The sequence below is a fragment of the Pseudomonas brassicacearum genome (genome assembly GCF_003732265.1).
Taxonomy (GTDB): domain Bacteria; phylum Pseudomonadota; class Gammaproteobacteria; order Pseudomonadales; family Pseudomonadaceae; genus Aquipseudomonas; species Aquipseudomonas brassicacearum_D.
In genome coordinates this window covers 1-26,777 of the sequence record NZ_MOBK01000010.1, presented here as the reverse complement: position 1 = coordinate 26,777, position 26,777 = coordinate 1, and the positions used below count along the sequence as shown (strand labels likewise).

The window sequence follows — 26,777 nt, the reverse complement described above, 5'->3', positions numbered from 1 at the left end:
ACAGAACATCGAAGTCCTCCCCCTCCCTGTTTCACGCGGTGACAGATACAAGAGCTGTGCCAATGTTTCTGAACTGTCGACAAGCGGATACAAAAAAGCCCGCAGTCCATAAGGGCTGCGGGCTTTTCAGGGTGCGGAGAGGGTTCGCCTGAACCCGGTTGATTTTGCAATCGACTCAGGCTGTTACAACCCCACTCACTCCTTGTGCGGTGCGGGTTGCTGTTGGGTAAGGCAGTGAATGTTACCGCCTCCCAGTAACAGTTCCCGGCCTGGCACCATCACCACTTCGTGTTGCGGGAACAGCGTCTGCAAAATTTCCTTTGCCGGGCCGTCCAGCGGGTCATCGAAGCTTGGCGCGATGATGCCGCCGTTGACGATCAGGAAGTTCACGTACGAACCAGCCAGACGAACGGTCGGATTTCGCTCCTGAGTGCCGTCCACCGGGTCGACACCGGCGCACTCTTCTTCGGTCGCGTACAGCGGCCCCGGAATCGGCATCTTGTGCACCGTGAAGGGGCGTCCCTTGGCGTCAGTGCTGCTTTGCAGGACTTTCATCGCCGCCTGGCAGCGCGGGTAGTTCGGGTCTTGCGGATCATCGGTCCAGGCCAGCAATACTTCGCCCGGACGCACGTAGCAGCAGAAGTTATCCACATGGCCGTCGGTTTCGTCGTTGAACAAACCGTCCGGCAGCCAGATGATTTTATCCACAGCCAGATTCGCGCTGAGCACCGCTTCGATTTCTGCACGATCAAGGTGCGGATTGCGATTGCGGTTGAGCAGGCATTCTTCGGTGGTGATCAGGGTGCCTTCGCCATCGACGTGAATCGAACCGCCTTCGAGCACGAAGCCCTCGGTGCGGTAACGCTGGCTGCGCTCGATCTCGAGGATCTTGCCGCCGACCTGCGAATCACGGTTCCACGGCGAATACAGGCCGCCGTCGAAACCACCCCACGAGTTGAAGTCCCAGTTCACGCCACGGACTTCGCCACGGTTATTGATCACGAAGGTCGGACCAGTGTCGCGCACCCACGCGTCATCGCTGGACATTTCCACCACACGAATATTCGGCACGTCGAGACGGGCGCGAGCATTTTCGTACTGGCCTGCGGAAACCGCGACGGTCACCGGCTCGAAACGCGCGATGGCTTTGGCCACCGCCACGTGTGCGGCTTGCGCCGGTTTGCCACCCAGGCGCCAGTTGTCCGGGCGCTCGGGCCAAATCATCCAGGTCTGGGTTTGTGGCGCCCATTCGGCCGGCATGTAGAAGCCGTCGGCGCGAGGCGTGGTGTGCAAAGTGGTCATGAGAATCAGGACTCCAGGGAACCGTCGAGAGTTTTCAGTGCGCCGTACAGGTTCGGGCGACGATCACGGAACGAACCCCACGCGCTGCGAATGTGTTCCAGCTCGTCGAGGTCGAAAGTGTGCACAAGAATACCTTCTTCGGTTTTGTTGAGCTCCTGAACTTTTTCGCCGAACTGGTTCGCAATGAAGGAAGAGCCGTAGAAGGTAATGTCGTAGCCGTCCTGTTCTTCGTTGCCGATGCGGTTGCTGGCGATCAGCGGCATCAGGTTGGCGCCGGCATGGCCCTGTTGCACGCGCTGCCAGTGATCACGGGACGAGATGGTCTTGTCGTGCGGTTCACTGCCGATGGCGGTCGGGTAGAACAGGATTTCCGCGCCTTGCAACGCCATGCTGCGGGCGCACTCCGGGAACCACTGGTCCCAGCAGATGCCCACGCCGATTTTCGCGTAACGGGTGTTCCACACTTTGAAACCGGTATCGCCCGGGTTGAAGTAGTACTTCTCGTGGTAACCGGGGCCGTCCGGGATGTGGCTTTTACGATAAATCCCGAGGTTGGAGCCGTCGGCATCGATGATCGCGATGCTGTTGAAGCGCGCGCGCCCGGCCAATTCGTAGAAGCTGATCGGCAGCACCACTTGCAGCTCTTTGGCGACTTTCTGGAAGTGCTTGATCGCGACGTTGTCTTCAACGGTCGTGGCCAGTTGCAGGTAATCCGCGTTGGGCTTCTGGCAGAAGTACGGGGCTTCGAACAGTTCCTGGATCAGGATGATCTGCGCGCCTTTGGCTGCCGCCTCACGAACTAGCTTTTCAGCGGTTTCGATATTGGCTTCAAGGTCCCAGGAACAGGCCATCTGGGTAGCGGCGACGGTAACGATACGACTCATGAATCGGCTCCTGAGCAAAGGCTTGGGTCGAGTGTGGCCTCGACCCGTGACAGAAATGGGAAGCGCAGGCTGTGGATCGTCCACAGCGAGGCAGCGGTGACTTTATAGCCGATAAATATCGGCTTTAGAAGCAACCAAGAAACATTTTGTCATTTTTTTTTGCTCAGAAGCCGATATCTATCGAATTAACACTCCTTCTTGTGGGAGCGAGCCTGCTCGCGAAGGCGGTGTGTCAGTCGACATCAACGCCCCCTGACACACCGCTTCGCGAGCAGGCTCGCTCCCACATTTTGTCCCTACGCATACAGTGAGAAGGTATTTACAGGCCCTCCGCGAGCACCTTCGAGAGCATGTCGACGAAGAAATCCACGCTCTGGCGCGAGGTCACCATCGGCGGCTTGATCTTCAAGACGTTGAGGAAATCACCGGTCGGTTGCATGAAAATCCCCAGCTCACGCAGGCGATCACACAACGCCGTGGTTTCTTCGGTTGCCGGTTCCAGCGTGTCGCGGTTGCGGATCAGCTCGACGCCCAGGTAGAACCCGGAACCGTGCACCGCGCCCACCAGCGGATGAATATCGATCAGCGCTTCCAGCCGCTCCTTGAAATACCCGCCCACCACTTGAGCGTTTTCCCAGAGCTTTTCTTCTTCCATCACATCCAGCACCGCCATGCCGATCTGGCAACTGACCGGGCTGCCACCCGCCGACGAGAAGAAATACCCTTCTGCCTCCAGTGCTTCGGCAATTTCCCGGCGGGTGATCACTGCGCCCAACGGCTGGCCGTTGCCCATGCCTTTGGCCATGGTGATGATGTCCGGCACCACGCCCTGCTCTTCAAAGCCCCAGAAGAAATGGCCCATTCGGCCGTAACCGACCTGCACTTCATCGGCGATGCACACACCGCCCTGGGCGCGGACCATGGCGTAGACCTGCTGCAAATAACCCGGTGGCAACGAGATCCCGCCGGCATTGCCGTACACCGGTTCGCAAATGAAACCGGCCAGCTTGCGTCCCTGCGCAGCGACTTTCGCCAGGTTGTGTTCGACGCTGCGCACGTAGTCCGGCGCGCTGTCCGGGCCACGGAATTCCCCGCGATACGTGTTCGGCGCAATGACTGGATGGACCCAGTCCGGACGGCTGCTCAAGGCTTTGGGGTTGTCGGCAATCGACGTCGACACGGCATCGGCGCCGACCGTCCAGCCGTGATAGGCCTCCAGCACACTGAGCATGTCGCGCCCGCCGCTGTAGGCCCACGCCAGGCGAATGGCCAGGTCGTTGGCCTCGCTGCCGCTGTTGACCAAAAACACCCGGTCCATGGAATCCGGCGCCAGCTTCAGCAAACGCTCGGAAAATTCGGCGACCGCCGCATAGTTGAAACGCGAGTTGGTGTTGAGCAGCGACCACTGACGACCGGCGACCGCGGCCATGCGCGGATGACCATGGCCGAGCACCGCGACGTTGTTGAGCATGTCGAGGTAGGAACGGCCCTGCATGTCGATCAGGTGGTTGCGCCAGCCGCGTTCAATGCGCGGCGGGTCGACGTAATAGTGCTTCTGGGTGCGGGCGAAACTGGCGCTGCGGCGCGCCAGCAGCGTTTGCGAATCGAGTTCCTCTTCAGCGTCACAGGCCAGCCCCAGCAATGTCGCGGGCGACGGGCACAAGGCTTGCCAGGCCAGGGCGCGCGAAGGTGTGCAAAACAGCGGCGCATTGAACGCCGTGCCTCGGCACAACTGCACCATCAACGGCCCGCTGACCGAGCCCAGCACCTGGCCTTTGACCAGCGCTGCGCCCGTGTGCAGCGACGGGGTCACGCCCCACAGGCGTACGCTCAGTTGCGGACCGTCGAGTTGCAGGACGCCCGCCGAAGGCTGATGAACCACACCGGCAAACGGCGATTCGACCGCCGTGCCGTGGGGCACTCGCAACTCGACGTGCAACGGGCAGGTGTCCGGCTCGTCCGCCGTATCTGGCCGGGTTCGTGACAACCGGTATTGCCCATAGCGACTGGCCGCCAGGCCGTGAGTCGCGGCGGCTTCGGTCAGCAGGCGCTGATCGATGCCTTCTTGCTCCCAGTTGCCCGCCTCGAAATGCGGGCTGAGGACGCCCAGATCGATCAGCGCAAACTCGCGCCCCACCAGGCTCGGCAACAACGGCGCGAACCCTTCGCTGCCGATGCTCGGCAGGCGCTGGCCGACGCACGCCAGGATCGCCACTTCCATCAGTTCCAGCGGCACCGAGGTGGCCACGCGGAAAATTTCCCATTCGTGGGTCAGGTTGTCACGGCTGTACTGGTTGCCCGGATCAATGCTGACTTGCTGCTCGCCGCTGAGCACCAGTACCGCCGCACGGGCGACGATCAGCGGCCACAGCGCCAGCAGTTCTGCCGGGTGCAAAGGGTTGACCGCGTGATAGGCCTCGATGGCCGGCAAAATGTAGAACGGATCGCTGTTGGCGTGGTGCAGCAACGCCGCGCACGTCACCGAAAGATCGGTGATGCGCCAGGTGCGGACCAGGTCGCCGAAATCGATCACGCCCTGCAACTGCCACTGGCGTTGCGCATCGCGCTGCCAGACCACGTTGTCGTCAGTGATGTCCATGTGAATGGCCTGCACCGGCAACGTGTCCACCAGCGGTTGCAGATGGCGCTCGGCGCGTTCGGCGGCCTCGGCGATCAACCGGCGTTGCGCGTCATCCTTGATCACCGGCAGTAAATGGCCGATCAATGCATTGGCGTGACGGGCGTCCCACTGCAACGTGCGCTCAAGGCCCGGGTGATCGAACGCGGCCAGGGCCAGGTCCATTTCGCCGCACAGTTGACCGAAACCCGCCACCACGGCACCCGGCAGGTGATCCAGATGGGTGAGCGACTGACCTTCGATGTAGTCGAGCAGGCGCACGTGCACCGATTGGCCAGCGACGTCCAGCGTGAGCAGATCCGCACCATTGTTGGCCGGGATCACTCGCGGCACCTTCACGCCGGACTGCTCACGCAAATGCTTGAGCCCCGCGTGCTGGGCTTGCAGTTCCAGCGCCGAATAATCACCACGGCAGATTTTCAGGACGAAACACCCCTGGTCGCTGTCGACGCGAAAGTTGAGATCCTGCTGGCTGCCCAGGGCCTGCAATGTTCCGCTCAGCCCGTAATGCCCCTCCAGCAGCTCTAGCGCTTGCTGCGCAGACACTTGCGGGCTGGGCAAACTGGCGCGATGAATCAACGTGGCGAGCGGCATACAGCGACCTCTTAAATGTTATTAGGCGCTTATATCGCCACTGCCTCGGTCGAGAATCAACCCCCCGTTGACGCGCTAAATCCCAAATACGACCAACAACCCTATTGCACCACCCCGCTCCTGCCGACAAGCTATGCTCATTCGCTTTATCGTCTTACGGAAAAAGGCTGGCCAACATGCGTATTCTCATCACCGGCGGTGCCGGTTTCATTGGCTCTGCCCTGATTCGTCACTTGATTCAGAACACTGCGCACGAAGTGCTCAACCTGGACAAGCTGACCTACGCCGGCAATCTCGAATCGTTGACCAGCATTGCCACCGACACCCGCTACGAGTTCGTGCAAGCCGACATCGTCGACCAGTCGACCGTGAGCGCAGTGCTGGCGCGTTTCCAGCCGCACGCGATCATGCACCTGGCGGCGGAATCCCATGTCGACCGTTCCATCGACGGTCCATCGGACTTCATTCAGACCAACATCGTCGGCACCTACAGCCTGCTCGAAGCCACCCGCGCCTATTGGCAGACGCTGGCCGAACCTGAAAAAAGCGCTTTCCGCTTTCATCACATCTCCACCGATGAGGTGTACGGCGACCTGCACGGCGTCGACGATCTGTTCACCGAAACCACGCCCTACGCGCCAAGCTCGCCGTATTCCGCCAGCAAGGCGGCGTCCGATCACCTGGTCCGCGCCTGGCAGCGCACCTACCGCTTGCCGGTGTTGCTGACCAATTGCTCGAACAATTACGGGCCGTTCCACTTCCCCGAGAAGCTGATCCCGCTGGTGATTCTCAACGCCCTGGCGGGCAAACCATTGCCGGTGTACGGCAACGGCCTGCAAGTGCGTGACTGGTTGTTCGTCGAGGATCACGCCCGCGCGCTGCTCAAAGTGGTCACCGAAGGCGTGGTCGGCGAGACGTACAACATCGGCGGGCACAACGAACAGAAAAACATCGACGTGGTGCGTGGCATTTGCACCCTGCTTGAAGAACTGGCGCCGCAAAAGCCGGAAGGCGTGGCGCACTTCACCGATTTGATCACCTTCGTCCAGGACCGTCCCGGCCACGACCAGCGTTACGCCATCGACGCCAGCAAGATCGAACGCGAACTCGGCTGGGTACCCGAAGAAACCTTCGAAACCGGCCTGCGTAAAACCGTTCAGTGGTACCTGGATAACCTGGAGTGGTGTCACCGTGTTCAGGACGGCAGCTATCAGGGCCAACGACTGGGCGCCATCAATACCAAGGAACTGCTCGCATGATGAAAGGCATAGTGTTGGCAGGCGGCTCGGGTACGCGTTTGCACCCGATCACGCTGGGCGTGTCCAAGCAACTGTTGCCGGTTTACGACAAGCCGATGATCTACTACCCGATCTCGGTACTGATGCTGGCCGGCATCAAGGATATTTTGCTGATATCAACGCCCCAGGACCTGCCGCAGTACCGCAACCTGTTGGGTGATGGCAGCCAGTTCGGGGTCAACTTCAGTTACGCCGAACAACCGTCGCCGGACGGGCTCGCCCAGGCCTTCTTGATTGGCGAAGAGTTTATCGGTGACGACCCGGTCTGCCTGATCCTCGGTGACAACATCTTCCACGGTCAGCACTTCGGTGATCAGTTGAAGAACGCGGCAAAACGACCTTGCGGCGCGACCGTGTTCGGCTACTGGGTCAAAGACCCGGAGCGCTTTGGCGTGATCGATTTCGACAGTGAGGGCCGCGCCTTGTCGATCGAAGAGAAGCCGAAAAAACCGAAATCCAGCTACGCCGTCACTGGCCTGTATTTCTACGACAACGACGTGATCGAAATCGCCAAGGCTGTAAAACCCTCGCCTCGCGGCGAACTTGAAATCACCGACGTCAACAACGCGTACCTGAAACGCGGCGATTTGCAGGTCGAGCGCTTTGGTCGCGGTTTCGCCTGGCTGGACACTGGCACCCACGACAGCTTGCTCGAAGCCTCTCAATATGTGCAGACCATCGAGCACCGTCAGGGCCTGAAAGTCGCCTGCCTGGAAGAGATCGCCTATGAAAACGGCTGGATCAGCCGCGAGCTTCTGCTGGAACGCGCCAGTTATTTCGGCAAGACCGGTTACGGCCAGTACCTCTTCATGCTGGCTGGGGAAGAACAATGAAGGTAATTGAAACCAGCCTGCCCGGTGTATTGATCATCGAGCCCAAAGTCTTCGGTGACGAACGCGGTTTCTTCTACGAAAGCTTCAATGCCAAGGCGTTCGAAAAAGCAACGGGGTTGAACCCACAGTTCGTCCAGGACAATCACTCCCGCTCCCAGAAAGGCGTGCTGCGTGGCCTGCACTACCAGTTGCAAAACACGCAAGGGAAACTGGTGCGGGTGACCGCCGGCGAGGTGCTCGATGTGGCGGTAGACATCCGTCGCAGCTCTCCGAATTTCGGCCAATGGGAGGCGGTACGGTTGTCTGCCGAAAACCATCGGCAACTCTGGGTGCCCGAAGGCTTTGCCCATGGGTTTGTGGTACTGAGCGACTTTGCCGAGTTTCTCTACAAGACCACCGATTACTACACACCGTCCGCCGAGCGCTGTATTCGTTGGGACGATCCGACCCTCGCCATCGACTGGCAACTGGAAGAAGCCCCGCAGCTGTCGGCCAAGGATCAGAACGGCCAGCGCTTTCTAGAGGCCGATCTGTTTCCATGAAAATACTCATCAATGGCCAGAACGGTCAGGTCTCGCGTGAGTTGCAGCGTCGGCTGGGCGGGGTCGGCGAATTGATTGTGCTGGGGCGCGATCAACTCGACCTCGCTCAACCGGACCACATTCGTCAGCACGTGCAAACAGTACGCCCCGACCTGATCATCAACGCAGCGGCGCACACCGCAGTCGATCAGGCGGAGAGCGAACCGGAACTGGCGTTTGCCATCAATGCAACCGGCCCGGGCGTATTGGCCGAAGAGGCGCTGGCGCTGGGTATCCCGCTGATTCATTACTCGACCGACTACGTGTTCGACGGCAGCAAGGCCGAGCCTTACGACGAAGACGATGCGCCCAACCCGCTCGGCGTCTACGGCAAGAGCAAATGGGCTGGCGAACAGGCGATCACGGCGGTTCAAGGCCAGCACCTGATCTTGCGCACCAGCTGGGTTTACTCGACCCACGGCCGTAACTTCCTGCTGACCATGCAACGCCTGCTGCAAGAAAAACCGGAGTTGCGCATTGTCGCTGACCAGATCGGCGCGCCCACCTGGGCCGGCACGATTGCCAGCAGCACCGTCGCGCTGATTGAACGCTGGCAAGCGGGACAGGCCGGCGCCTGGGGCACCTATCACCTGACGGCCCGGGGTGAAACCTCATGGTTCGGCTTCGCCCAGGCCATTGGCAATGCGCTTCGCGAACAGGGTAAGCCATGCGCCAACCTGCTGCCGATTCCGTCCAGCGACTATCCGACACCCGCAGCCCGCCCGCTGAACTCTCGCCTCGATTGCAGCCGTCTGCGGCGCGAATGGGGCGTCAGCCAGCCAGACTGGCAAACTGCGCTGCGCGAGTGTCTTGCCGGACAAGCCTAGGCATAATGCGCCTGTACCCTCAGGCGCTCGATGCTCATGACTCCGACCCTCCCTCGCAGACCCCGCTGGCGCAGCCTCGCACTGCTAGCGCTGTGCCTGGCGCCGCTGCTGTGGCCGCTGGAGCATTTGGCCGAGCGTTATTACCGCAGCGAACTGGCCGGACAGAACCGTCAGACCCTCGACCTGTACGTCGCCAACCTGCTGGGCACGTTGCACCGTTATGAAGTCTTGCCGCAAATCCTCGGCGACCTGCCGGCCCTGCGCGCCGTACTCGGAGCGCCAGACGATAGCGTCACCCAGGGCAACGCCAACCGCTTGCTGAAAAACATCAGCACCCAAACGGGTGCCGAAGTCATGTACCTGATGGACACCCGTGGCAAGACACTGGCGGCGTCCAATTGGGACAAACATGACAGCTTCGTCGGGCGTAATTTTTCCTTCCGGCCTTATTTCAGTGAAGCTATGGCCGGGCGGCTCGGACGGTTTTTCGGCCTGGGCACGACCTCGGCCAAACGCGGCTACTTCTTCGCCGCCGCGGTACGCGATGGCGAAAAAGTCATCGGCGTGCTGGTGGTCAAAGTCGACCTGGACCACACCGAAAGCCTCTGGGGCAAAACCCCGGAACAACTGCTGCTGACCGACCACAACGGCGTGGTCATTCTCACGTCGCGACCGGAGTGGCGCTTTCGCTCGACCCGCCCGTTGAGCGATGAAGAAAACCAGGCCATTTCTGCGATCCAGCCGTATCCGACCCGCGATCCGAAGCCGCTGAAACTCAATCCCAATGCCTGGCTGACGCAGACCCGGCAAATCGCCGAAACCGGCTGGAACGTCAGCATCCTGGCCCCGCGCACCCTGATCGATCGCCCGGTGCGCACGGTGGTCGCCATTGGCGGCGCAACGCTGTTGGTGGTGATGTTGCTGCTCGGGCTGATGATGCAGCGCCGGCGCCATTACCTCGAACGGATCGCCTTCGAAGCGAAGGCCCGACGTGAACTCGAAGGTCGGGTCGCCGAGCGCACCAGCGACCTCGAAGGCCTCAACCGCCGATTGAAACAGGAAGTGCTGGAGCGCGAGCATGCCCAGCAAGAGCTGGTTCGCGCCCAGGATGATCTGGTCCAGGCCGGCAAATTGTCGGCACTCGGCACGATGTCGGCGAGCATCAGCCACGAACTCAATCAACCGCTGGCGGCGATTCGCAGCTATGCGGAAAACGCCGAAGTGCTGCTCGATCATCAACGCACCGACGATGCGCGCGGCAACCTCAAACTGATCAGCGAATTGACCGGGCGCATGGCCTCGATCATCGCTCACCTGCGCGCCTTTGCCCGACGTGATCGGCACGCGCCGGAAAGCGTGGCCCTGCAACCGGCGCTGGATGACGCACTGGCGTTACTGGCCAAGCGCCGACGCAGCATGGAAGTCGAACTGATCCGCGATTTGCCGGCCGCCACGCTGTGGGTCGAGGCCGGGGAAACCCGTCTGCGTCAGGTGCTCGGCAACCTGTTGGCCAACGCCCTCGATGCGCTGACCGAAAAAGGTCCGCCGCGTAAACTCTGGTTGAGTGCCCAATCCACCGCAGACGGCGTCACTTTGTACATTCGCGATAACGGCCCCGGCTTTTGCATGGAAGCCCTGGGGCGTGCGAGCGAGCCCTTCTACACCACCAAGACCCGCACACAAGGGCTTGGGCTGGGGCTGGCGATTTGCGAAACCCTGATGCGTGCCTTCGGAGGTGAACTGTCGTTCGCCAACCACAAGGAAGGTGGCGCCCTGATTACCCTGAAGCTGCGCGCAGGCGCGCCGGGCGTGAGCCTGCAACCGTCCGAGGACCGAAGTGCATGACCATCGACAATCGCATTCAGGTCGTGTTGATCGACGACGATCCCCATTTGCGTCAGGCCTTGAGTCAGACCCTGGACCTGGCCGGCCTGAAAATCCTGCCGCTGGCCGAAGCCAAAGGCCTGGCCGCGCAACTGGAGCGCGACTGGCCGGGCGTGGTGGTCAGCGACATTCGGATGCCGGGCATGGACGGTCTCGAATTGCTGACCGAACTGCATGCCCAGGACCCGGAGCTGCCGGTGCTGTTGATCACCGGCCACGGCGATGTGCCGCTGGCGGTACAAGCCATGCGCGCCGGGGCTTATGACTTCCTCGAAAAACCGTTCGCCAGCGACGCCCTGCTCGACAGCGTGCGCCGTGCGCTGGCCTTGCGCCGGTTGGTGCTGGATAACCGCAGCCTGCGTCTGGCCTTGAGTGATCGCAACGAACTGAGCACCCGCCTGGTTGGGCAATCGGCGCCGATGCTGCGCCTGCGTGAGCAGATTGGCGCACTGGCCGCGACCAAGGCTGACGTGTTGATCCTCGGTGAAACCGGCGCGGGCAAAGAAGTCGTGGCCCGTGCGCTGCACGATTTGTCGAACCGTCGTAACGGTCCGTTCGTGGCGATCAACGCTGGCGCACTGGCCGAGTCGGTAGTGGAAAGCGAGCTGTTCGGCCACGAGCCCGGCGCGTTCACCGGCGCGCAAAAACGTCGCATCGGCAAGTTCGAATTCGCCAACGGCGGCACGCTGTTTCTCGATGAAATCGAAAGCATGAGCCTGGATGTGCAGGTGAAATTGCTGCGCTTGCTGCAAGAACGCGTCGTCGAGCGCTTGGGCGGCAATCAGTTGATCCCGCTGGACATCCGCATCATCGCCGCGACCAAGGAAGACCTGCGCCAGTCCGCCGATCAAGGGCGCTTCCGCGCTGACTTGTATTACCGCCTGAACGTCGCCCCGCTGCGCATTCCGCCGCTGCGCGAGCGCGGCGAAGATGCGTTGATGTTGTTCCAGCATTTCGCCGATGAAGCCAGTGCCCGCCACGGTCTGCCACCCCATGAATTGCAACCGGGGCAACGCGCCCTGCTGCTGCGCCACACTTGGCCCGGCAACGTACGGGAGCTGCAAAACGCCGCCGAACGTTTTGCCCTCGGCCTGGAACTGGCACTGGACAACACGGCGCCCGAGGGTGGAACCGCCACAACGGTTGAAGGGGTCAGTGGCAGCTTGAGCGAGCAAGTGGAAAACTTCGAGAAGAGCCTGATCGCCGCCGAACTGGCACGCTCTCACAGCTCTGTGCGCAGCCTCGCCGAAGCGCTGGGCATTCCGCGCAAAACCTTGCACGACAAGCTGCGCAAACACGGGCTGAACTTCGCGGGTGGCGCCAGCGGGTCGAGCGACGATCTCGATTGAGCGACCGTTACATCATCACTTTCAAACAAGAGGCCTGTGCATGAACCGCGACAGTCGTCACCTGGAATCCATTCTCCATCGCGACATCCCCCTGACGCAGGCGATGGGGGTCAAAGTGCTCGACTGGCACGACCAGCAATTGCGCCTGTACTTGCCGCTGGAAGCCAACGTCAATCACAAGAGCACCATGTTCGGCGGTAGCCTGTATTGCGGCGCGGTGCTGGCGGGTTGGGGCTGGCTGCATTTGCGTTTGCGTGAAGAAGGGATTGAAGACGGGCACATCGTGATTCAGGAAGGGCAGATCAGCTATCCACTGCCGGTGACCATGGACGCGACGGCGATTTGCCAGGCGCCGAGTGCGGCGGTGTGGAAGAAGTTTCTGGCGATGTATCAGCGCTATGGGCGGGCGCGGTTGACGCTGCATTCAAGGATCGTGAATGTCGACAGCGATGAGGATGCGGTGCGGTTTACCGGTCAGTACGTCCTCCACCGCTGAGTAGAGGCCAGCACAAAAACATGTGGGATCGAGCCTGCTCGCGAAGAGGGCGTGTCAGCCGACATTAATGTTGTCTGATACACCGCCTTCGCGAGCAGGCTCGCTCCCACAGGGGTTTTGCATAGTTGGCAGATTGCGGGGTAAAGCCCCTTCTAACCGCGATCAGGAACGCGCGAGTTCCAGCAATTTTTCGCGCCACGCGGCCTTCGCCGGCAGCGCCAAAAAGAATTCATTCAACAACGATTCCCGCGCCGGATAGCAAAACGGCGCACCGCTCAAGTCCAGCACCTCGCCGCCCGCACCTTCCAGCACGCCTTGCGCCGCTGCCGTGTCCCACTGCGAAGTCGGCGCCAGACGCGGATAACAATCCGCCGCCCCTTCCGCCAGCAGGCAAAATTTCAGCGAACTGCCGATGTTGGCCAATTGCAATTCACCCAAGCTATCGCTCAACCCGGCCAGCAAGCGCTCCTGCTCCGGGCTCGAATGCCGGCGGCTGGCGACCACGGTAAACGCTTCCCCCGCCGCTGGCACTTCGCGGACCTGGATCGGCAATGGAGAGCTGCCCTTGTCGCCACGCCAGGCGCCCAAACCGGCACCACCGACGTAAAAGCGACCGTTGGTCGGCATCGACACCACGCCAAACACCACCCGCCCCTGCTCGATCAGCGCAATGTTGACGGTGAACTCTTCGCTGCCGGAAATGAATTCCTTGGTGCCGTCCAACGGGTCCACAAGCCACCAGCGCTGCCACCCGGCGCGCACGCTTTGCGGGATGTTGGCGTCTTCCTCGGACAGCACCGGGATGCTGGGGTCCAGCGCGGTCAACCCGGCCAAAATCAAATGATGAGCCGCCAGATCGGCAGCGGTCACCGGTGAATCGTCAGCCTTGGCCGTCACGGCGGTGCCGGTGCGCCAGAACGGCAGAATCGCGTCGCCAGCCTTCAACGCCAGATCAACCACCGGCGCCATCAATGGATGTGGAAAATTCATGGCAAAAACACCCCACGCTGAGTCAGCAGATCACGGGCCAGATACAGCGCCGCCAAGGCACGGCCTTCGGTGAAGCGCGGGTTCTGTGCCAGCGCGGACAGCTCGCGCAAGTTGATCCTTTCCACGCCCATTGGCTCGGGCTCGTCGCCCTCAAGGCTTTCTTCATACAAATCGGTCGCCAGCACTACCTGAATCTTCTGGCTCATGTAACCGGGCGACAGCGACAACTCAGTCAGATGCTCCAGTTGCCGCGCGCCATACCCAGCCTCTTCCTTGAGCTCTCGCTCGGCCGCCGCCAGCACATCTTCACCCGGCTCGATCAGGCCTTTGGGCAAGGACAGTTCATATTCATCGGTGCCGCCGCAGTATTCTTCGACCAACACCGCGTGATCGGCATCGAGCATGGCCACGATCATCACCGCGCCGTAACCTGCGCCTTTGCCGACCAGACGCTCGTAGGTGCGCTCCACGCCATTGGAAAAGCGCAGTTTCAGCTCTTCGACACAGAACAGACGGCTGGTGGCGACGATCTCGCGGGCGAGTACGGTGGGTTTCTGGCGCATGAAAAGCTCCTGGGCGTGAACGCGTTACTATACCCGGCCTATCCTGATTGTTGACCTCGGATATCTCTTTTACCGCTGGAGAAGTTTTTTATGTCCCTGCTGCCATGGCGCGACATCGACACCGTTCTGCTGGACATGGACGGCACGCTGCTGGACCTGCATTACGACAACCAATTCTGGATGGAGCACTTGCCACAGCGTTACGCCGAGTTGCACGGGGTGAGCCGGGCCATGGCCGAGATGGAATTGCAGCCGCTGTTCGAACGCAATGCCGGCCAGTTGCAGTGGTACTGCCTGGATTTCTGGAGCGCTGAATTAAAACTGCCGGTGCGCGAACTGAAACTGGAAACCGCGCACCTGATCGCCTTGCGCCCGGATGCGGATACCTTTCTGGCGGCGATCAAACAGGCCGGCAAGCGAGTGGTGATGATCACCAATGCACACCGCGATTCGCTGTCATTGAAGCTGGAAAGGATTGAATTGGCGCCGTATTTCGAGCGCCTGATCAGCTCGCATGATTACGGGTTTCCCAAGGAGAATCCGCAGTTCTGGGAGGCGTTGCAGGCCGATATCGGCTTTGATCCGGCACGCAGTCTGTTTATCGATGACACGCTTCCGATCCTGCGCAGTGCGCGCGCGTTTGGCGTAGCGCATCTGTTGGCGGTGAGTGAACCGGACAGTCGCAAAGGGCCCAAGGACACGGCGGAGTTTGCGGCGGTGGGGGATTATCGGGATTTGATTGCGGGGCTTTAGACCTTATCGCCTGCATCGCGGGCAAGCCACGCTCCCACAGGTTTTGTGTCGTTCGCATAGTGTGCATACGACATAAAACCTGTGGGAGCGTGGCTTGCCCGCGATGGCCATCACACGGTCTTGGAGATTACTCAGGAATCCGCAACGACTGCCCCGGATAGATCTTGTTCACATCCTTGAGCATCGGTTTGTTGGCGTCGAAGATTTTTTGATACTTGTTGGCATCGCCATACACGCGCAGGGAAATGGCGCTCAGCGTGTCCCCAGCCTTTACCACGACAAACTGCGCCGCCACGGCAACCGGCCCGGTCACGGTAATCTGATCGTCCACACTGCCCACGCCGGCAATATTGCCCACCGCCAGCAGGATTTTTTCCTTCTCTTCCTGACTGCCGACTTCCCCGGTCACGGTCACTTTGTCGCCATCCACCGTGGCCTGCACATTCGGGTTACCCAGGCCGACCTTGCTGATGTGGTCCTTCAACTGTTCGCTGGCATTGGCGTTGCCGGGGGTCAGCAAATCGAGCAGTTTTTCGCCCGCTTCTTTCACAAAGCTCAAAAGACTCATGGTGCACTCTCCTTGGTTTTCAGGTTCCAGACGCAAAAGACTAGACCAAGCCTGTAATCCCCGGTTCCAACCCGACCAATGACGTTGATCCGGCGCAAGCGCTAGAATCCCCTCCCTCACCGCGCCCTGGAGCGAAGATGGACATCAAGCAGCTGAAATTCCTCATCGCCCTCGACGAAACCCGGCACTTCGGCCAGGCCGCTGCGCGCTGCCACATCACCCAGCCGACCCTGTCCATGCGCCTGCGCAGCCTCGAAGAAGAACTCGACCTGCCGCTGGTCAATCGCGGTCAGCGCTTTGAAGGTTTCACGGCGCCGGGTGAACGGGTGCTGGCGTGGGCGCGCACGGTGCTGGCGGCCTACGACGGTTTGCAGGCGGAAGCCGCGGCGTGTCGCGGCAATCTGGTCGGTACGTTGCGGTTGGGCGTGGTGCCGCTGTCGAGTTTCGATCCGCTGCCCTTGATGCAACGCCTGCACGCCGAACACCCGAACCTGCGTTTCGAACTCTCGGCGCTGAGCTCCGAGCAGATCCTCGAACAACTGGCGAACAACCGTCTCGACCTCGGCGTATCCTATCTGGAACGCCTGGACGGCGAGCGTTTCGATTCGCTGGCGTTCAGCGAAACGCGCATGGGCCTGCTCTACGATCATCGTTTCTTCAGTTTCGGCGAAGCGCCGCTCACATGGGAATCGCTGATCGAGTTGCCCTTGGGCATGCTCACCAGCGGCATGCACTTTCGTCAGTCCATCGACCACAATTTCCACAGTCGCGGCCTGACGCCCCAACCCCTGCTGCAAACCGATGCCGTCCACCAATTGTTACAAGCGGTGCACGGCGGCCTCTGCTGCGCGGTGATGCCGTTGGACGGCGGCCTGGAAAACCTCACCGATCATTTGCGCCTGCAACCCATCGAAAAAGCCCAGACCCTCGCCCGGCTGGGGCTGATCATGCGTCGAAGCGCGCCGCGTTCGGCCCTGGCGGAGGCCTGTTTTGCGATCTATCAGAAATCACCAACGGACTCTTGATCGACGCCATCTATCGGCAGATCAGTAATAGCGATTAGACGCGACCTATTGACGCGCCTAGGCTTAAGCCTGACCAATCCGTCGGTGATGCCATGAACGCCAAGCGCCCTTCCTGCGCGGCGCCAGCCCTTGAAACGCCCGCGCCAGACGCAAGCCAGACCTACAGCTATAGCGACCTCCAATACACCGAATCGGCCAGCACCGCGCTCGCCGAGGAAGTGGCGTTGGCGATCGCCTACAACGGCATCAGCCAGGCGGTGATGCTGGTGACGCCGACTGACCTTGAAGACTTTATCGTCGGTTTCAGCCTGGGCAGCGGCATCATCGAGGACGCCACCGACATTTATGACCTGCAACTCAGCGGCTCGGGGTCGGCGCAGTACGCGCAAGTGACCATCGCCAATCGCGCCTTCTGGAACCTCAAGCAGCAACGTCGGCAACTGGCCGGCACCAGCGGTTGCGGGCTGTGTGGCGTGGAAGCGGTCGAGCAGGCATTGCCCGATCTCAGGGTATTACCGGGCGCGCCACTGCCCCCCGCCGAATGGCTCGATGGCCTGCGTCAACGCATCGGCGCCTTCCAGCCGCTCGGTCAGCACTGCGGTGCGGTGCACGCGGCGGTGTTCATGAACGGTCAGGGCGAATTGCTGCTGGGCCGCGAAGACATCGGCCGTCATAACGCCCTCGACAAGCTGATTGGCGGACTGATCCGCCAGAAGATCCCGACCACCGGCGGGCTGGCGATTGTCACCAGCCGTTGCAGCCTCGAATTGATCCAGAAAGTGTTGCGCGCCGGCATCCAGACCCTGGTCAGCCTGTCGTCACCCACGGGCCTTGCCGTGCAATGGGCCCGTCGTCACAACCTCAACCTCATCCATCTGCCCCAGAAGAATGCGCCACGGGTTTACAGCCCGGCTTTGGAGAATCAAGCGTGAGTCAACACCGTCAAGCCGACCAGACACCTGTTCCTCGTTACAAGCCTTACAAAGGTCCGGCCGGTGGGTGGGGCGCACTGGCCAGCGTTGCCCGGGCCTGGTTGACCAGCGACAACGCGCTGAAAAACCTGCGCATGATGCTCAAGACCAACAAGAACGGCGGGTTCGACTGCCCGGGTTGCGCCTGGGGCGATTCCAAAGAAGCCGGCATGGTGGCGTTCTGCGAGAACGGCGCCAAAGCGGTGAACTGGGAAGCGACCAAACGCCGTGTCGATGGTGCGTTTTTCGCCAGGCACAGCGTCAGCTCGTTGCTGGAGCAAAGTGATTACTGGCTCGAGTACCAAGGCCGTTTGACCGAGCCGATGTGCTACGACGCCGAAACCGATCGCTACAAGCCGATAAGCTGGGAAGCTGCGTTCGCCTTGATCGCCAAGCATCTGCAGGGCCTGTCGAGCCCGAACGAGGCCGAGTTCTACACGTCGGGCCGTGCCAGCAACGAAGCGGCGTACCTCTATCAATTGTTCGTGCGCACTTACGGCACCAACAACTTTCCCGACTGCTCGAACATGTGCCACGAGGCCAGCGGTGTGGCATTGGCGCAGAGCGTTGGCGTCGGCAAAGGCACCGTGACCTTCGACGACTTCGAACATGCGGATGCGATTTTCGTCTGGGGCCAGAACCCCGGCACCAACCACCCGCGGATGCTCGAACCGCTGCGCGAAGCAGTGAAACGCGGCGCGCAGGTGGTGTGCATCAACCCGCTAAAAGAGCGTGGACTGGAACGCTTTCAGCACCCGCAACACCCGATCGAAATGCTCACCAACGGCGACAAGCCGACCAACACCGCGTACTTCCGTCCGGCATTGGGCGGCGACATGGCAATCATGCGCGGCATGGCGAAGTTCCTGCTGCAATGGGAACGCGATGCGCAGAAGGCCGGTGAGCCTGCGGTGTTCGACCACGACTTCCTCAACGAACACAGCGCCAACGTGCTGGATTACCTGGCCGCCGTCGACGATACGCCGTGGGAGCAGATCGTCGAACAGTCCGGCCTGACCCTGGTGGAGATCGAGCAAGCGGCGCGCATGTATGTCAAGGCCAAGAACGTGATCATGTGCTGGGCGATGGGCATCACCCAGCACCGCCATTCGGTGGCAACCATCCAGGAAATCGCCAACCTGATGCTGTTGCGCGGCAATATTGGCCGGCCGGGTGCCGGCCTGTGCCCGGTGCGTGGTCACAGTAACGTGCAGGGCGACCGGACCATGGGCATCAACGAACGTCCGCCGGTGGCGTTCCTCGATTCGCTGGAGCGCCGTTTCCAGTTCAAGGTGCCGCGTGACAATGGCCACAACGTGGTCGAAGCGATTCACGCCATGGCCGACGGTCGCTCCAAAGTGTTTATCGGCCTCGGTGGCAACTTCGCCCAAGCAACGCCGGACAGCTCGCGCACTTTCCAGGCGTTGAGCAATTGCGACCTGACCGTGCAGATCAGCACCAAGCTCAACCGCAGCCATTTGGCCCACGGTAAAGACGCACTGATCCTGCCGTGCCTGGGCCGTACCGACATCGACATCCAGACCGAAGGCCCGCAAGCGGTGACCGTGGAAGACTCGTTCAGCATGGTCCACGCCTCCAACGGTCAGTTGCAGGCGCTGTCGAACCAGATGCGCTCGGAGCCGTCGATCATCGCCGGCATCGCCGCCGCCACGCTGGGCAGCAAACCGGTGGACTGGAACTGGCTGGTGGCCGATTACGACCGTATCCGCGACCTGATCGCCGACACCATTCCGGGCTTCCGGGACTTCAACGAGAAGGTCAAGAATCCAGGCGGTTTCTACCTCGGCAACAGTGCCGGGGCGCGCAAGTGGAATACCCCGTCGGGGCGTGCCAACTTCCGGCCGAACGTACTGCCTAAAGACCTGGTGCATGAACGCACCCGTGCGACTGGCGTGTTGCCGGATCTGATCATGCAGTCGATGCGTTCCCATGATCAGTACAACACCACGATTTATGGGCTTGATGACCGTTACCGTGGGGTGAAAGGTCAGCGCGATGTGTTGTTTGTGAACGAAGCCGACATCATCCGTCTGGGTTTCAAACCGGGGCAGAAGGCTGACATCGTTTCGATCTGGGATGACGGCCGTGAGCGTCGCGTGAAGGGCTTCACGTTGCTGGCGTTTGATATTCCGGCGGGGCAAGCGGCGGCTTACTACCCGGAAGTGAATCCACTGGTGCCGCTGGAAAGCATCGGGGATGGCAGCCATACGCCGACGTCGAAGTTTGTGGCGATCCGGTTGGAAATAGCGAGTGAGACTGGATTGATATTGGCCAAGTCGGCTTAACGCGGCGTCTGATCGGGTCAAACACTTTCCTATCGCCCACAAAAAAGGCCGTTTCTGTAAAGAAACGGCCTGTTCGAAGTAACTAAAGACCGACGAAAAACAGTTAAGTTCCGCCTAAAAAACAGTAACTTATAGAATTGTGCACAAGTCGTGTTACTCGTCGGATTTCGATTGTCACGCCTCTGACACAGCCTCAGGATCGCGTCGTCATCCCCTTGAGGTTCCTCCATGAAGTTCTCCTCGATTCTCTTGTTGTCCCTTGGCTTGTTCAGTGGCCTTGCTTCTGCTGGCGGCACCACCGAAGCAGGTGTGGGCGGCGCATTGGGCGGGGTTCTTGGCTCGGTCGTCGGTCAGTCGCTGGGCGGCAACACAGGTTCCACCATCGGCGCGGCCCTGGGCGGCGCGGGTGGTAGCGCAGTCGGCGCAAACAAACACAGCCGTGGCGAAGCCGCCATCGGTGGCGCACTCGGCGCAGCGGGCGGTAACGTGGTCGGCCGCAGCATGGGCGGCACCACTGGCAGCCTGATCGGCTCCGCAGCAGGTGGCGGCGCCGGTGGCGCGCTGGGTAACTACATGGGCAACAAATACGATGATGAGGGCGACAACGATAATCGCTCCTATCGTGGCCATGGCGATGATCGTCGCTACTACCGTGACCGCCACCCTGGCCGCGGTCATGCCTATGGGCATCGCAAGCATCACAAGTATTACCGCGACTGAGGCTTCAATCGCCTCGTTGGCCGGTACATAAAAAATCGCAGCCCTTGGGCTGCGATTTTTTTTGCCTGGTTTACACCACCAGGCGCTGCAGAGCCCCACGCAACCCGGCAGGAATCGGTACCGGCTGATTCGAAGCACGATCGACAAACACGTGCACGAAGCGCCCGGCCGCGCAGGCCTCCTCTTCCCCTTGCTTGAACACGGCCAACTCGTATTGCACCGAGCTGTTGCCAAGCTTGCCGACCCGCAGGCCGACCTCGATCCGGTCCGGAAAAGCGATGGAAGCAAAGTAATCGCACGCCGAACTCACGACAAAACCCACCACTTCGCCGTCATGGATATCCAGGCCACCGACTTCGATCAGGTAGGTATTCACCGCCGTGTCGAAGAAGCTGTAGTAGGTGACGTTGTTGACGTGACCGTAGGCGTCGTTGTCGTGCCAGCGCGTGGTGATCGGCTGGAAGTGTGGGTAGTCGGTGCGTTGGTTCATGCGCAGCTCTCGTCTTGAAGTGGCTGAAGTCTACCGATCCGCAAACCCTTTACCCACCGCCGCCAGCTCACCGATCAAACGCGCCGGCTTCCAATGGTCGCCCTGCCGGGTTTCCAGCGCCATCAAGCGCTGGTGGATGTCCGCCAGGCCTTGCTGATCCGCCCAGGCCATTGGCCCGCCCTTCGCCGCCGGGAAACCGTAACCGTTGAGGTACACCAGATCAATATCGTGCGCTGACTGCGCAATGCCTTCCTGAAGGATCTTCGCCCCTTCGTTGACCAGTGCCAGCAAGCAACGCTCAAGAATCTCCTCAGCGCTGATCTCACGACGCTGGAAGCCCAATCCTTCGCTGACCTGCAGCACCAGCGCATCGACTTCAACATCGTGCTCGGCCTGACGACTGCCGGGCTCGTAGTGGTAATAACCGTTACCGCTCTTCTGACCGAAACGCCCGAGTTCGCACAGGCGGTTATCCACCTGGACCTCCGGTGCATCCTGGCCTGTGCCCGCCAGTTCCCGAGCGCGCCACCCGAGGTCGACGCCCACTACGTCGTACATGCGGAACGGCCCCATGGCAAAACCGAAACCTTGCAGCGCCGCATCCACCTGATAGGGATAAGCCCCCTCCAGCAGCATCTTGCGCGCTTCGAGTACGTAGGTATTAAGCATGCGGTTGCCGATGAAACCGTCGCAATTGCCCGCCACCACGCTCACCTTGCCCATGCGCTTGCCCAGTGCCAGCGCTGCATCAAGCACCGCCGGCGCAGTCTGGGCGCCGCGGACCACTTCCAGCAGTTTCATGATGTGGGCCGGGCTGAAGAAGTGCAGGCCCAGCACTTGCTGCGGACGGCGAGTGGCGGCGGCGATGGCGTCGATGTCCAGCGCTGACGTGTTGCTGGCCAGAATCGCTTCAGGTTTGAGCAGGCCATCCAGCTCGCGAAAGATTTTCTGCTTCAGTTCGAGGTTTTCGTACACCGCCTCGATGACCAGATCGACCTCGCGGATCGCTGCGTAATCCGCCGCTGCGGTCACCCGCGCAATGCGCGCATCGGCTTCAGCCTGATCGATACGCCCTTGTCGCACATTGTGAGCGTTGGTGTCGGCCACGGCGGCCAGCGCCTGTTCAAGCATCTGCGGATTGTTATCCACCCACTGCACCGGCACCCCGGCGTTGGCCAGACACATGACAATGCCACGGCCCATGGTGCCCGCCCCGATGACGGCGGCGCGCTGAATATTGAATGGCGTCTGGCTCATGATTTGCTCTCTTGTTGGCGATCCAAAGACTGCCCCCACCATAGTCAGCCATCGCCGGTTTTTGAAATTTATTCCTGTGATGAGCAACATTCAGCGGATGGATGTGGCCGCAAGATCACTCCCACAGGGGACGGTTCAGCCTGAGAGATGTTGCTCTACCCATTCCCGCACTTCGGCATACGGATAATCTTCCAGCGCCGCAAACCCTGAAACAGCCCGCGCCTTCATCTTGGTAAACAGCGGCACGCTGATCCCGCACAGAAAACGCGTCACGCGCTCAGCCGATGGAACATTGCCCGTGTGCTGTTCATGCTTGTGGATAAAATCACCGCACAGCGCTTCGAAATTTTTATCCACAAGCGCCGGCAATTCCGGTGGCGCAGGCAGCCGCGCCACATCACCGTGACACACCGAGCAATGCCCGCATTGCAGAGGCGCTTTTTCGTCGCCGAAATACTCGGCCAGGCGATAACCCAGGCAATGGTCTGTGGCGAACAGGTCCAGCATGGCGTGAATCCGCGCGATCTCGGTACGCTCATGTTGGGTGAAATAAGCGTGCAGTTCGACACTCAGGGCCTGACTGTCGAAGTCCGTTTTCAGCAGGCTGTAGATCTCGGTCATCTGCTTGCTTTCAAGCTCGATCCAGCCCTTCTCCTGGAAATAATCCAGCGCCTTGACCACCCGATTGCGTTCCGCCTGATGCTGCTCGTACAGCGCATCGAAGTTCACCGTGGCCCAGGTTCGTGCGCGGCTGGAAGTCTGGATAATCGCGGCGACAAAGTCCTTACGCTCACCCTCGAAGCGCGCGAGCAAGGCCTCGGGTTCTTGCAAATACTTGAACCGGTATTCGGCGTAATAGGCGTAGCGCGGGGCGATCAAGCCGCGCAACTCCAGTTGCACCAGCAAGGTTTTCAGCGGCAATTGGCGAATGTTGCTTTGATCGGCCAATGGCCCCAACAAAAACTCCCACTGCCCCTCAGGCGCGGCGGCGAGCATTTCATCGAGCACACAGCGGATTCCGTCCTGTTCAGGCGTGTCACCGTAGACGAAGTTTTCCAGCACGTTGAGGCTGTCGCGGTTAGCCAATACCAGGCAATCGGATGGCTGCCCGTCGCGCCCGGCGCGGCCGATTTCCTGGCTGTAGTTTTCGATGGATTTTGGCAGGTCGAAATGCACCACGTTGCGGATGTCGCTTTTATCGATCCCCATGCCAAACGCAATGGTGGCGACGATGCAATTGGACTGTCCAGCCATGAACCGCTTTTGTATGCCTTCGCGCTGATCGTGAGGCAAACCGGCGTGATAGGCCTCGGCTTGAATACCGTTGCGCCCTAAATGTTCGGCGATGTGTTCAGCGGTTTTTTGCAAGGTGACATAGACGATGCTCGGCTGATCGGGGCGTTCGCTCATCCATTCGACCAGACGTCGGCGCTTGTCCTGACCGCGAACGGGCTCAACCAATAAATTGAGGTTTGGCCGGTAGAAACCCGTGGTCACCACGTCTTCCGGGGCGATGGCGAATTTGGTCTGCATGTCAGCGATCACCTTGGGTGTCGCGGTCGCGGTCAGCAGCAGTGCCTGCGGGATATTGAACTGACGCTGGTAGTCGGGCAGCTTGAGGTAATCGGGGCGGAAGTTGTGGCCCCATTCCGAGATGCAGTGCGCCTCGTCCACCACCAGCAGCGAGATGGGGACTTGCTGCAGGAAGTTGCGGAAGCGTTCGTTCTTCAGGCGCTCCACGGAAATCATCAAGATCTTCAACTCGCCGGACTTGGCCCGAGCCATCACATCGCTGGCGTCATCGCGACTCTGCGCCGAATCGATGCTGCCCGCCGCAATGCCGTGGCGTTGCAGGAACGCCAGTTGATCCTGCATCAGCGCCAGCAACGGAGACACCACCAGCGTGAGGTGCGGCAGCAACAGGGCCGGCAGTTGATAGCAAAGAGATTTGCCTGAACCTGTGGGAAAAATCGCCGCTGCCGAGCGCCCGGCCAACACCGCGCTGACTGCCGCCTCCTGACCGGGACGAAACTGTGAATAACCGAAAACCTGTTCCAGGGTGTTGTGCATAAGCTGTCACTCCGTTGACCGCTGCGAAGCCCAAAGCCTAGCCGGCAAACGCAACGAGTCGAGAAAAGGTCGGGACCAAAACGATACGGGATGATACAGCGTCGCCCTATCGGGCCTGGCCACAGAATGAAACAAACGAAACACTTTGTTCCTCGCCGTGCCGTTTGCTCTGGCGGTAAGGTCTTCCTCGCAAAACAACCGTCCGCGCACTTCACATCACGGCAGGACGCCTGATGGGCGCGGCACTTGAACAAGGAATGACCATGCTCCAAAAATCGATTTTTGCCGTTGCGCTGATCCTGACTTCCCTGCTGCTGAGTGCCTGCGATGGACCCATTACGGAGCCACCGTTGCTCGCTGCGTGCGACACCCTTGAGTGTTCGGCTCAACAGGCTTGGCGAACTTCCTGACAACTGCGGGTCAAGTGGCTAAGACACCCACATGACCACCCGGCTCTTGCTCGCACTTGCAGCATGAGCCGGGCTGATTCCCTTACGCGGTTTTCGAAACGTCCTACAGATTCTGACGCAGCCTCTTCCGGGGCTTAAAGCGCTATGCCTGACGATCCCGTAGGAAATTCGCCTCCCCAAGGTATTGCTGAGAAAAACCTCGGCCCGCACGTAGGCAAAAGGCGACACCAGCAGTAAATCCCCTACAAACCCTGTCCATTTGCGCGGTATTGCGACGCCTGGATGCGCGCCCCTATAGTTTGCCGCGCCGCTGAAAACAGGACGGACCTCATGCAAGATCGCTATCGCCCACTCAAAACCAGTTACAGCGAAACTCCCGTGTTGGTCATAGATACCGCCGCCAGTACCGGCGCGGTCCTTGACGCCGCGCAACAACGCTTGCGCGCGGCCAGTGACTTGCTCGAAACGCTTTATTGTTTGTGCTTCAAACAGGCGGATGTAAAAGATATCCCCAACATAGTCAATGCGCTTTATTTATTAACGCAGGATGGTTGTGAACTTCTCGATATCGCCAGACAAAGAACACCACACTCACAAACATAGAAACAATCCATCACTTTCAATATTTAAACGACCGACACTAACCTGCCCGCTCTTTAATCAAACAAGAGCACAACAATGACTACATTAACTATTTTATTTTGCGGCACCGGCTCGACCAAATTTGACAGTAAAAATCCAACTTACTGGAATGGCGAACTGGTTTCGATCCTGGCTTCCCTGCACGGTGGGCGAGAGTTTGCCGAATGGATCGTGATCGATGGTCCCGGCACCAGCAACCTGCAAGCGGATGAACTGTTTACCCAGTCCAAGGACTACGGCCTTAGCGGCACCCTGTTCGGAAAAGGCTGGGAGGAGAACGTCAAACACGCCGTCAATATCATCAAAGGCAAATGTGACTGGCAGCGGGAACAATTGACCGAGACCGAATACAACCGACTCAAGGCTGCCGGTATTCCCATTGAAGACGTGAAAATCGAAGGTTCCTGGCTATGGCGTAAATATAATTATGGCGAACGCAGCGTCACCCAACAAAAGTTACAAGAGCAAATCATCAAGACCTTCCGCAAAGACGGCATCATCCCCACCAAAGTTAATCTGGTCGGATGGAGCCGTGGGGGAATCAGTTGCCATATGCTGGCCAACGCCATGTTTAAAGATACGGCATTAAAAAACATTCCCGTCAGTATCTTTGCAATTGACCCGGTACCAGGCATCAGTAACTTTCAAGAAGACAAAGTAAAACTCAATGCCAATGTAAAGGAGTACGTCGGTTTCTACGCCCGCGACGAGCGCTCCAAAGGTTTCAGCTGTGTCATTCCGCAAACGGCCACCGGCACCCGAACCCACATTTACCCCCTGCCCGGCCGCCATGGCACGCTGGTCGGCAATGCCTCTGCCGATGGTGTCAGCGGCCCCAAAACCCTGGCCGAACCCGGCCTGATCGTTCGCCACTTTGCCGAAGTGTGCCTGAAGCGCTGGGGCGTACCGCTGAACAAAACCCTGAACCTGACCGTGGCCGACCTGCAAATCCACCACAACGCCATGACCCGCGACGCCGCAAAATACAAAGCCATGGAAAAGTTTTCGTACACCTACTTCACCGAACTGGATCAGGGCGAACGGTATGTCTCGCTGGGCAGTAACGGGGTGAAGTTCTCGGCGGTGAAGGGCACGATCTACGCGCCTGCGACCGGGTTGAGTACAGGCCTGGCGGATGTGGATTCGTATCGGCATATTCGTTGAGGTGAGGGGCGCGGGATCGAGGAAACGAGAGAAATTGCGTCGCGGAAAACTCCTATAGAAAGGGACTAGCCGAGGTTCGGCCGGTTCCTACAGGCGAATTGGGGGTGTCAGAAATTTTGTGTTCGGGCATAACATGAGTAAGAGGTGCATGTATGCCAACCA

The 26,777-nt window shown here is 60.1% G+C and carries 23 protein-coding genes; 14 read left to right on the top strand and 9 right to left on the bottom strand.

Annotated elements, in window-relative coordinates:
* Nucleotides 1–195 precede the first annotated feature (195 nt).
* The 3 genes from aguA to BK660_RS24045 form a co-directional block, all read right to left on the bottom strand.
* The gene (gene aguA / locus BK660_RS24055; protein WP_123435405.1) at nucleotides 196–1,302 is read right to left on the bottom strand and encodes an agmatine deiminase; all 1,107 of its coding nucleotides are present in this window, start codon (nucleotides 1,300–1,302) and stop codon (nucleotides 196–198) included.
* 5 nt (nucleotides 1,303–1,307) lie between these two features.
* A complete protein-coding gene (aguB, locus tag BK660_RS24050) occupies nucleotides 1,308–2,186 on the bottom strand; it encodes an N-carbamoylputrescine amidase (RefSeq protein ID WP_123435404.1) in 879 nt (292 codons plus the stop codon).
* Nucleotides 2,187–2,505: 319 nt separating this feature from the next.
* Nucleotides 2,506–5,418: an aminotransferase gene (locus BK660_RS24045; RefSeq protein WP_123435403.1), complete on the bottom strand. Its 2,913-nt coding sequence runs from the start codon at nucleotides 5,416–5,418 to the stop codon at nucleotides 2,506–2,508.
* Between the two features lie 176 nt (nucleotides 5,419–5,594).
* Between BK660_RS24045 and rfbB the strand changes: the two genes are divergently transcribed.
* The 7 genes from rfbB to BK660_RS24010 are packed head-to-tail and all read left to right on the top strand — an operon-like array spanning nucleotide 5,595 to nucleotide 12,686.
* Entirely contained in the window at nucleotides 5,595–6,677 is a 1,083-nt protein-coding gene (gene rfbB, locus BK660_RS24040; protein WP_123435402.1) for a dTDP-glucose 4,6-dehydratase, read from the top strand.
* Entirely contained in the window at nucleotides 6,674–7,549 is an 876-nt protein-coding gene (rfbA, locus tag BK660_RS24035; RefSeq protein WP_123435401.1) for a glucose-1-phosphate thymidylyltransferase RfbA, read from the top strand. Before rfbB ends, rfbA begins: the two co-directional genes overlap by 4 nt.
* Nucleotides 7,546–8,091: a dTDP-4-dehydrorhamnose 3,5-epimerase gene (gene rfbC / locus BK660_RS24030; protein WP_123435400.1), complete on the top strand. Its 546-nt coding sequence runs from the start codon at nucleotides 7,546–7,548 to the stop codon at nucleotides 8,089–8,091. Before rfbA ends, rfbC begins: the two co-directional genes overlap by 4 nt.
* Nucleotides 8,088–8,957, top strand: coding sequence for a dTDP-4-dehydrorhamnose reductase (gene rfbD / locus BK660_RS24025; RefSeq protein ID WP_123435399.1), 870 nt, complete (start codon nucleotides 8,088–8,090; stop codon nucleotides 8,955–8,957). Before rfbC ends, rfbD begins: the two co-directional genes overlap by 4 nt.
* A gap of 36 nt (nucleotides 8,958–8,993) precedes the next feature.
* Nucleotides 8,994–10,802 carry a sensor histidine kinase gene (locus BK660_RS24020; RefSeq protein ID WP_123435584.1) on the top strand — a complete coding sequence of 603 codons (1,809 nt, stop codon included), beginning with the start codon at nucleotides 8,994–8,996 and terminating at the stop codon, nucleotides 10,800–10,802.
* Complete coding sequence (locus BK660_RS24015; RefSeq protein WP_123435398.1) at nucleotides 10,799–12,190, top strand: sigma-54-dependent transcriptional regulator; 1,392 nt, start codon at nucleotides 10,799–10,801, stop codon at nucleotides 12,188–12,190. Before BK660_RS24020 ends, BK660_RS24015 begins: the two co-directional genes overlap by 4 nt.
* A gap of 40 nt (nucleotides 12,191–12,230) precedes the next feature.
* Nucleotides 12,231–12,686 (top strand): thioesterase domain-containing protein, encoded by a 456-nt coding sequence (locus BK660_RS24010; protein ID WP_123435397.1) that lies wholly within the window; start codon nucleotides 12,231–12,233, stop codon nucleotides 12,684–12,686.
* A 162-nt stretch (nucleotides 12,687–12,848) separates the two neighbouring features.
* On the opposite strand, the gene cysQ is transcribed toward BK660_RS24010, so the two are convergent.
* Nucleotides 12,849–13,676 carry a 3'(2'),5'-bisphosphate nucleotidase CysQ gene (gene cysQ, locus BK660_RS24000; protein WP_123435395.1) on the bottom strand — a complete coding sequence of 276 codons (828 nt, stop codon included), beginning with the start codon at nucleotides 13,674–13,676 and terminating at the stop codon, nucleotides 12,849–12,851.
* Nucleotides 13,673–14,239 carry an ADP compounds hydrolase NudE gene (gene nudE, locus BK660_RS23995; RefSeq protein WP_123435394.1) on the bottom strand — a complete coding sequence of 189 codons (567 nt, stop codon included), beginning with the start codon at nucleotides 14,237–14,239 and terminating at the stop codon, nucleotides 13,673–13,675. The genes cysQ and nudE overlap by 4 nt, the downstream gene beginning before the upstream one ends.
* A 90-nt stretch (nucleotides 14,240–14,329) precedes the next feature.
* On the opposite strand from nudE, the gene yrfG reads away from it, so the two are divergent.
* The gene (gene yrfG, locus BK660_RS23990; protein ID WP_123435393.1) at nucleotides 14,330–14,992 is read left to right on the top strand and encodes a GMP/IMP nucleotidase; all 663 of its coding nucleotides are present in this window, start codon (nucleotides 14,330–14,332) and stop codon (nucleotides 14,990–14,992) included.
* A gap of 127 nt (nucleotides 14,993–15,119) precedes the next feature.
* Here the strand turns inward: yrfG and lysM are convergent, their stop codons facing one another.
* Nucleotides 15,120–15,560 carry a peptidoglycan-binding protein LysM gene (gene lysM, locus BK660_RS23985; RefSeq protein ID WP_123435392.1) on the bottom strand — a complete coding sequence of 147 codons (441 nt, stop codon included), beginning with the start codon at nucleotides 15,558–15,560 and terminating at the stop codon, nucleotides 15,120–15,122.
* Between the two features lie 137 nt (nucleotides 15,561–15,697).
* On the opposite strand from lysM, the gene BK660_RS23980 reads away from it, so the two are divergent.
* From BK660_RS23980 to BK660_RS23965, 4 genes are all read left to right on the top strand, one after another.
* A complete protein-coding gene (locus BK660_RS23980; RefSeq protein WP_123435391.1) occupies nucleotides 15,698–16,585 on the top strand; it encodes a LysR family transcriptional regulator in 888 nt (295 codons plus the stop codon).
* Nucleotides 16,586–16,677: 92 nt separating this feature from the next.
* Entirely contained in the window at nucleotides 16,678–17,517 is an 840-nt protein-coding gene (gene fdhD / locus BK660_RS23975; RefSeq protein ID WP_123435390.1) for a formate dehydrogenase accessory sulfurtransferase FdhD, read from the top strand.
* A complete protein-coding gene (locus tag BK660_RS23970; protein ID WP_123435389.1) occupies nucleotides 17,514–19,862 on the top strand; it encodes an FdhF/YdeP family oxidoreductase in 2,349 nt (782 codons plus the stop codon). The genes fdhD and BK660_RS23970 overlap by 4 nt, the downstream gene beginning before the upstream one ends.
* A 228-nt stretch (nucleotides 19,863–20,090) precedes the next feature.
* Entirely contained in the window at nucleotides 20,091–20,582 is a 492-nt protein-coding gene (locus BK660_RS23965) for a glycine zipper domain-containing protein (protein WP_123435388.1), read from the top strand.
* A gap of 70 nt (nucleotides 20,583–20,652) precedes the next feature.
* Here BK660_RS23965 and BK660_RS23960 read toward each other — a convergent pair whose 3' ends face one another.
* From BK660_RS23960 to BK660_RS23950, 3 genes are all read right to left on the bottom strand, one after another.
* Nucleotides 20,653–21,072 carry an acyl-CoA thioesterase gene (locus BK660_RS23960; RefSeq protein WP_123435387.1) on the bottom strand — a complete coding sequence of 140 codons (420 nt, stop codon included), beginning with the start codon at nucleotides 21,070–21,072 and terminating at the stop codon, nucleotides 20,653–20,655.
* Between the two features lie 30 nt (nucleotides 21,073–21,102).
* The gene (locus BK660_RS23955; protein ID WP_123435386.1) at nucleotides 21,103–22,329 is read right to left on the bottom strand and encodes a 3-hydroxyacyl-CoA dehydrogenase; all 1,227 of its coding nucleotides are present in this window, start codon (nucleotides 22,327–22,329) and stop codon (nucleotides 21,103–21,105) included.
* A 135-nt stretch (nucleotides 22,330–22,464) separates the two neighbouring features.
* Nucleotides 22,465–24,399: a RecQ family ATP-dependent DNA helicase gene (locus tag BK660_RS23950; protein WP_123435385.1), complete on the bottom strand. Its 1,935-nt coding sequence runs from the start codon at nucleotides 24,397–24,399 to the stop codon at nucleotides 22,465–22,467.
* A gap of 740 nt (nucleotides 24,400–25,139) precedes the next feature.
* On the opposite strand from BK660_RS23950, the gene BK660_RS23945 reads away from it, so the two are divergent.
* Nucleotides 25,140–25,412, top strand: a complete 273-nt coding sequence (locus tag BK660_RS23945; RefSeq protein WP_123435384.1) for a hypothetical protein — start codon at nucleotides 25,140–25,142, stop codon at nucleotides 25,410–25,412.
* Nucleotides 25,413–25,487: 75 nt separating this feature from the next.
* A complete protein-coding gene (locus tag BK660_RS23940) occupies nucleotides 25,488–26,615 on the top strand; it encodes a hypothetical protein (RefSeq protein ID WP_123435383.1) in 1,128 nt (375 codons plus the stop codon).
* Nucleotides 26,616–26,777: the final 162 nt, after the last annotated feature.

Excerpts from the sequence above, each read along its gene's own strand:
- BK660_RS23980 (WP_123435391.1), top strand. The coding sequence starts at position 15,698 with ATGGACATCAAGCAGCTGAAATTCCTCATCGCCCTCGACGAAACCCGG.
- BK660_RS23960 (WP_123435387.1), bottom strand. The coding sequence starts at position 21,072 with ATGAACCAACGCACCGACTACCCACACTTCCAGCCGATCACCACGCGC.
- rfbA (WP_123435401.1), top strand. The coding sequence starts at position 6,674 with ATGATGAAAGGCATAGTGTTGGCAGGCGGCTCGGGTACGCGTTTGCAC.
- rfbD (WP_123435399.1), top strand. The coding sequence starts at position 8,088 with ATGAAAATACTCATCAATGGCCAGAACGGTCAGGTCTCGCGTGAGTTG.
- BK660_RS23955 (WP_123435386.1), bottom strand. The coding sequence starts at position 22,329 with ATGAGCCAGACGCCATTCAATATTCAGCGCGCCGCCGTCATCGGGGCG.
- fdhD (WP_123435390.1), top strand. The coding sequence starts at position 16,678 with ATGAACGCCAAGCGCCCTTCCTGCGCGGCGCCAGCCCTTGAAACGCCC.
- BK660_RS24045 (WP_123435403.1), bottom strand. The coding sequence starts at position 5,418 with ATGCCGCTCGCCACGTTGATTCATCGCGCCAGTTTGCCCAGCCCGCAA.
- rfbB (WP_123435402.1), top strand. The coding sequence starts at position 5,595 with ATGCGTATTCTCATCACCGGCGGTGCCGGTTTCATTGGCTCTGCCCTG.
- aguB (WP_123435404.1), bottom strand. The coding sequence starts at position 2,186 with ATGAGTCGTATCGTTACCGTCGCCGCTACCCAGATGGCCTGTTCCTGG.
- aguA (WP_123435405.1), bottom strand. The coding sequence starts at position 1,302 with ATGACCACTTTGCACACCACGCCTCGCGCCGACGGCTTCTACATGCCG.
- BK660_RS23965 (WP_123435388.1), top strand. The coding sequence starts at position 20,091 with ATGAAGTTCTCCTCGATTCTCTTGTTGTCCCTTGGCTTGTTCAGTGGC.
- BK660_RS23940 (WP_123435383.1), top strand. The coding sequence starts at position 25,488 with ATGACTACATTAACTATTTTATTTTGCGGCACCGGCTCGACCAAATTT.
- rfbC (WP_123435400.1), top strand. The coding sequence starts at position 7,546 with ATGAAGGTAATTGAAACCAGCCTGCCCGGTGTATTGATCATCGAGCCC.
- cysQ (WP_123435395.1), bottom strand. The coding sequence starts at position 13,676 with ATGAATTTTCCACATCCATTGATGGCGCCGGTGGTTGATCTGGCGTTG.
- BK660_RS23950 (WP_123435385.1), bottom strand. The coding sequence starts at position 24,399 with ATGCACAACACCCTGGAACAGGTTTTCGGTTATTCACAGTTTCGTCCC.
- lysM (WP_123435392.1), bottom strand. The coding sequence starts at position 15,560 with ATGAGTCTTTTGAGCTTTGTGAAAGAAGCGGGCGAAAAACTGCTCGAT.
- yrfG (WP_123435393.1), top strand. The coding sequence starts at position 14,330 with ATGTCCCTGCTGCCATGGCGCGACATCGACACCGTTCTGCTGGACATG.
- nudE (WP_123435394.1), bottom strand. The coding sequence starts at position 14,239 with ATGCGCCAGAAACCCACCGTACTCGCCCGCGAGATCGTCGCCACCAGC.
- BK660_RS24015 (WP_123435398.1), top strand. The coding sequence starts at position 10,799 with ATGACCATCGACAATCGCATTCAGGTCGTGTTGATCGACGACGATCCC.
- BK660_RS24020 (WP_123435584.1), top strand. The coding sequence starts at position 8,994 with ATGACTCCGACCCTCCCTCGCAGACCCCGCTGGCGCAGCCTCGCACTG.
- BK660_RS23945 (WP_123435384.1), top strand. The coding sequence starts at position 25,140 with ATGCAAGATCGCTATCGCCCACTCAAAACCAGTTACAGCGAAACTCCC.
- BK660_RS24010 (WP_123435397.1), top strand. The coding sequence starts at position 12,231 with ATGAACCGCGACAGTCGTCACCTGGAATCCATTCTCCATCGCGACATC.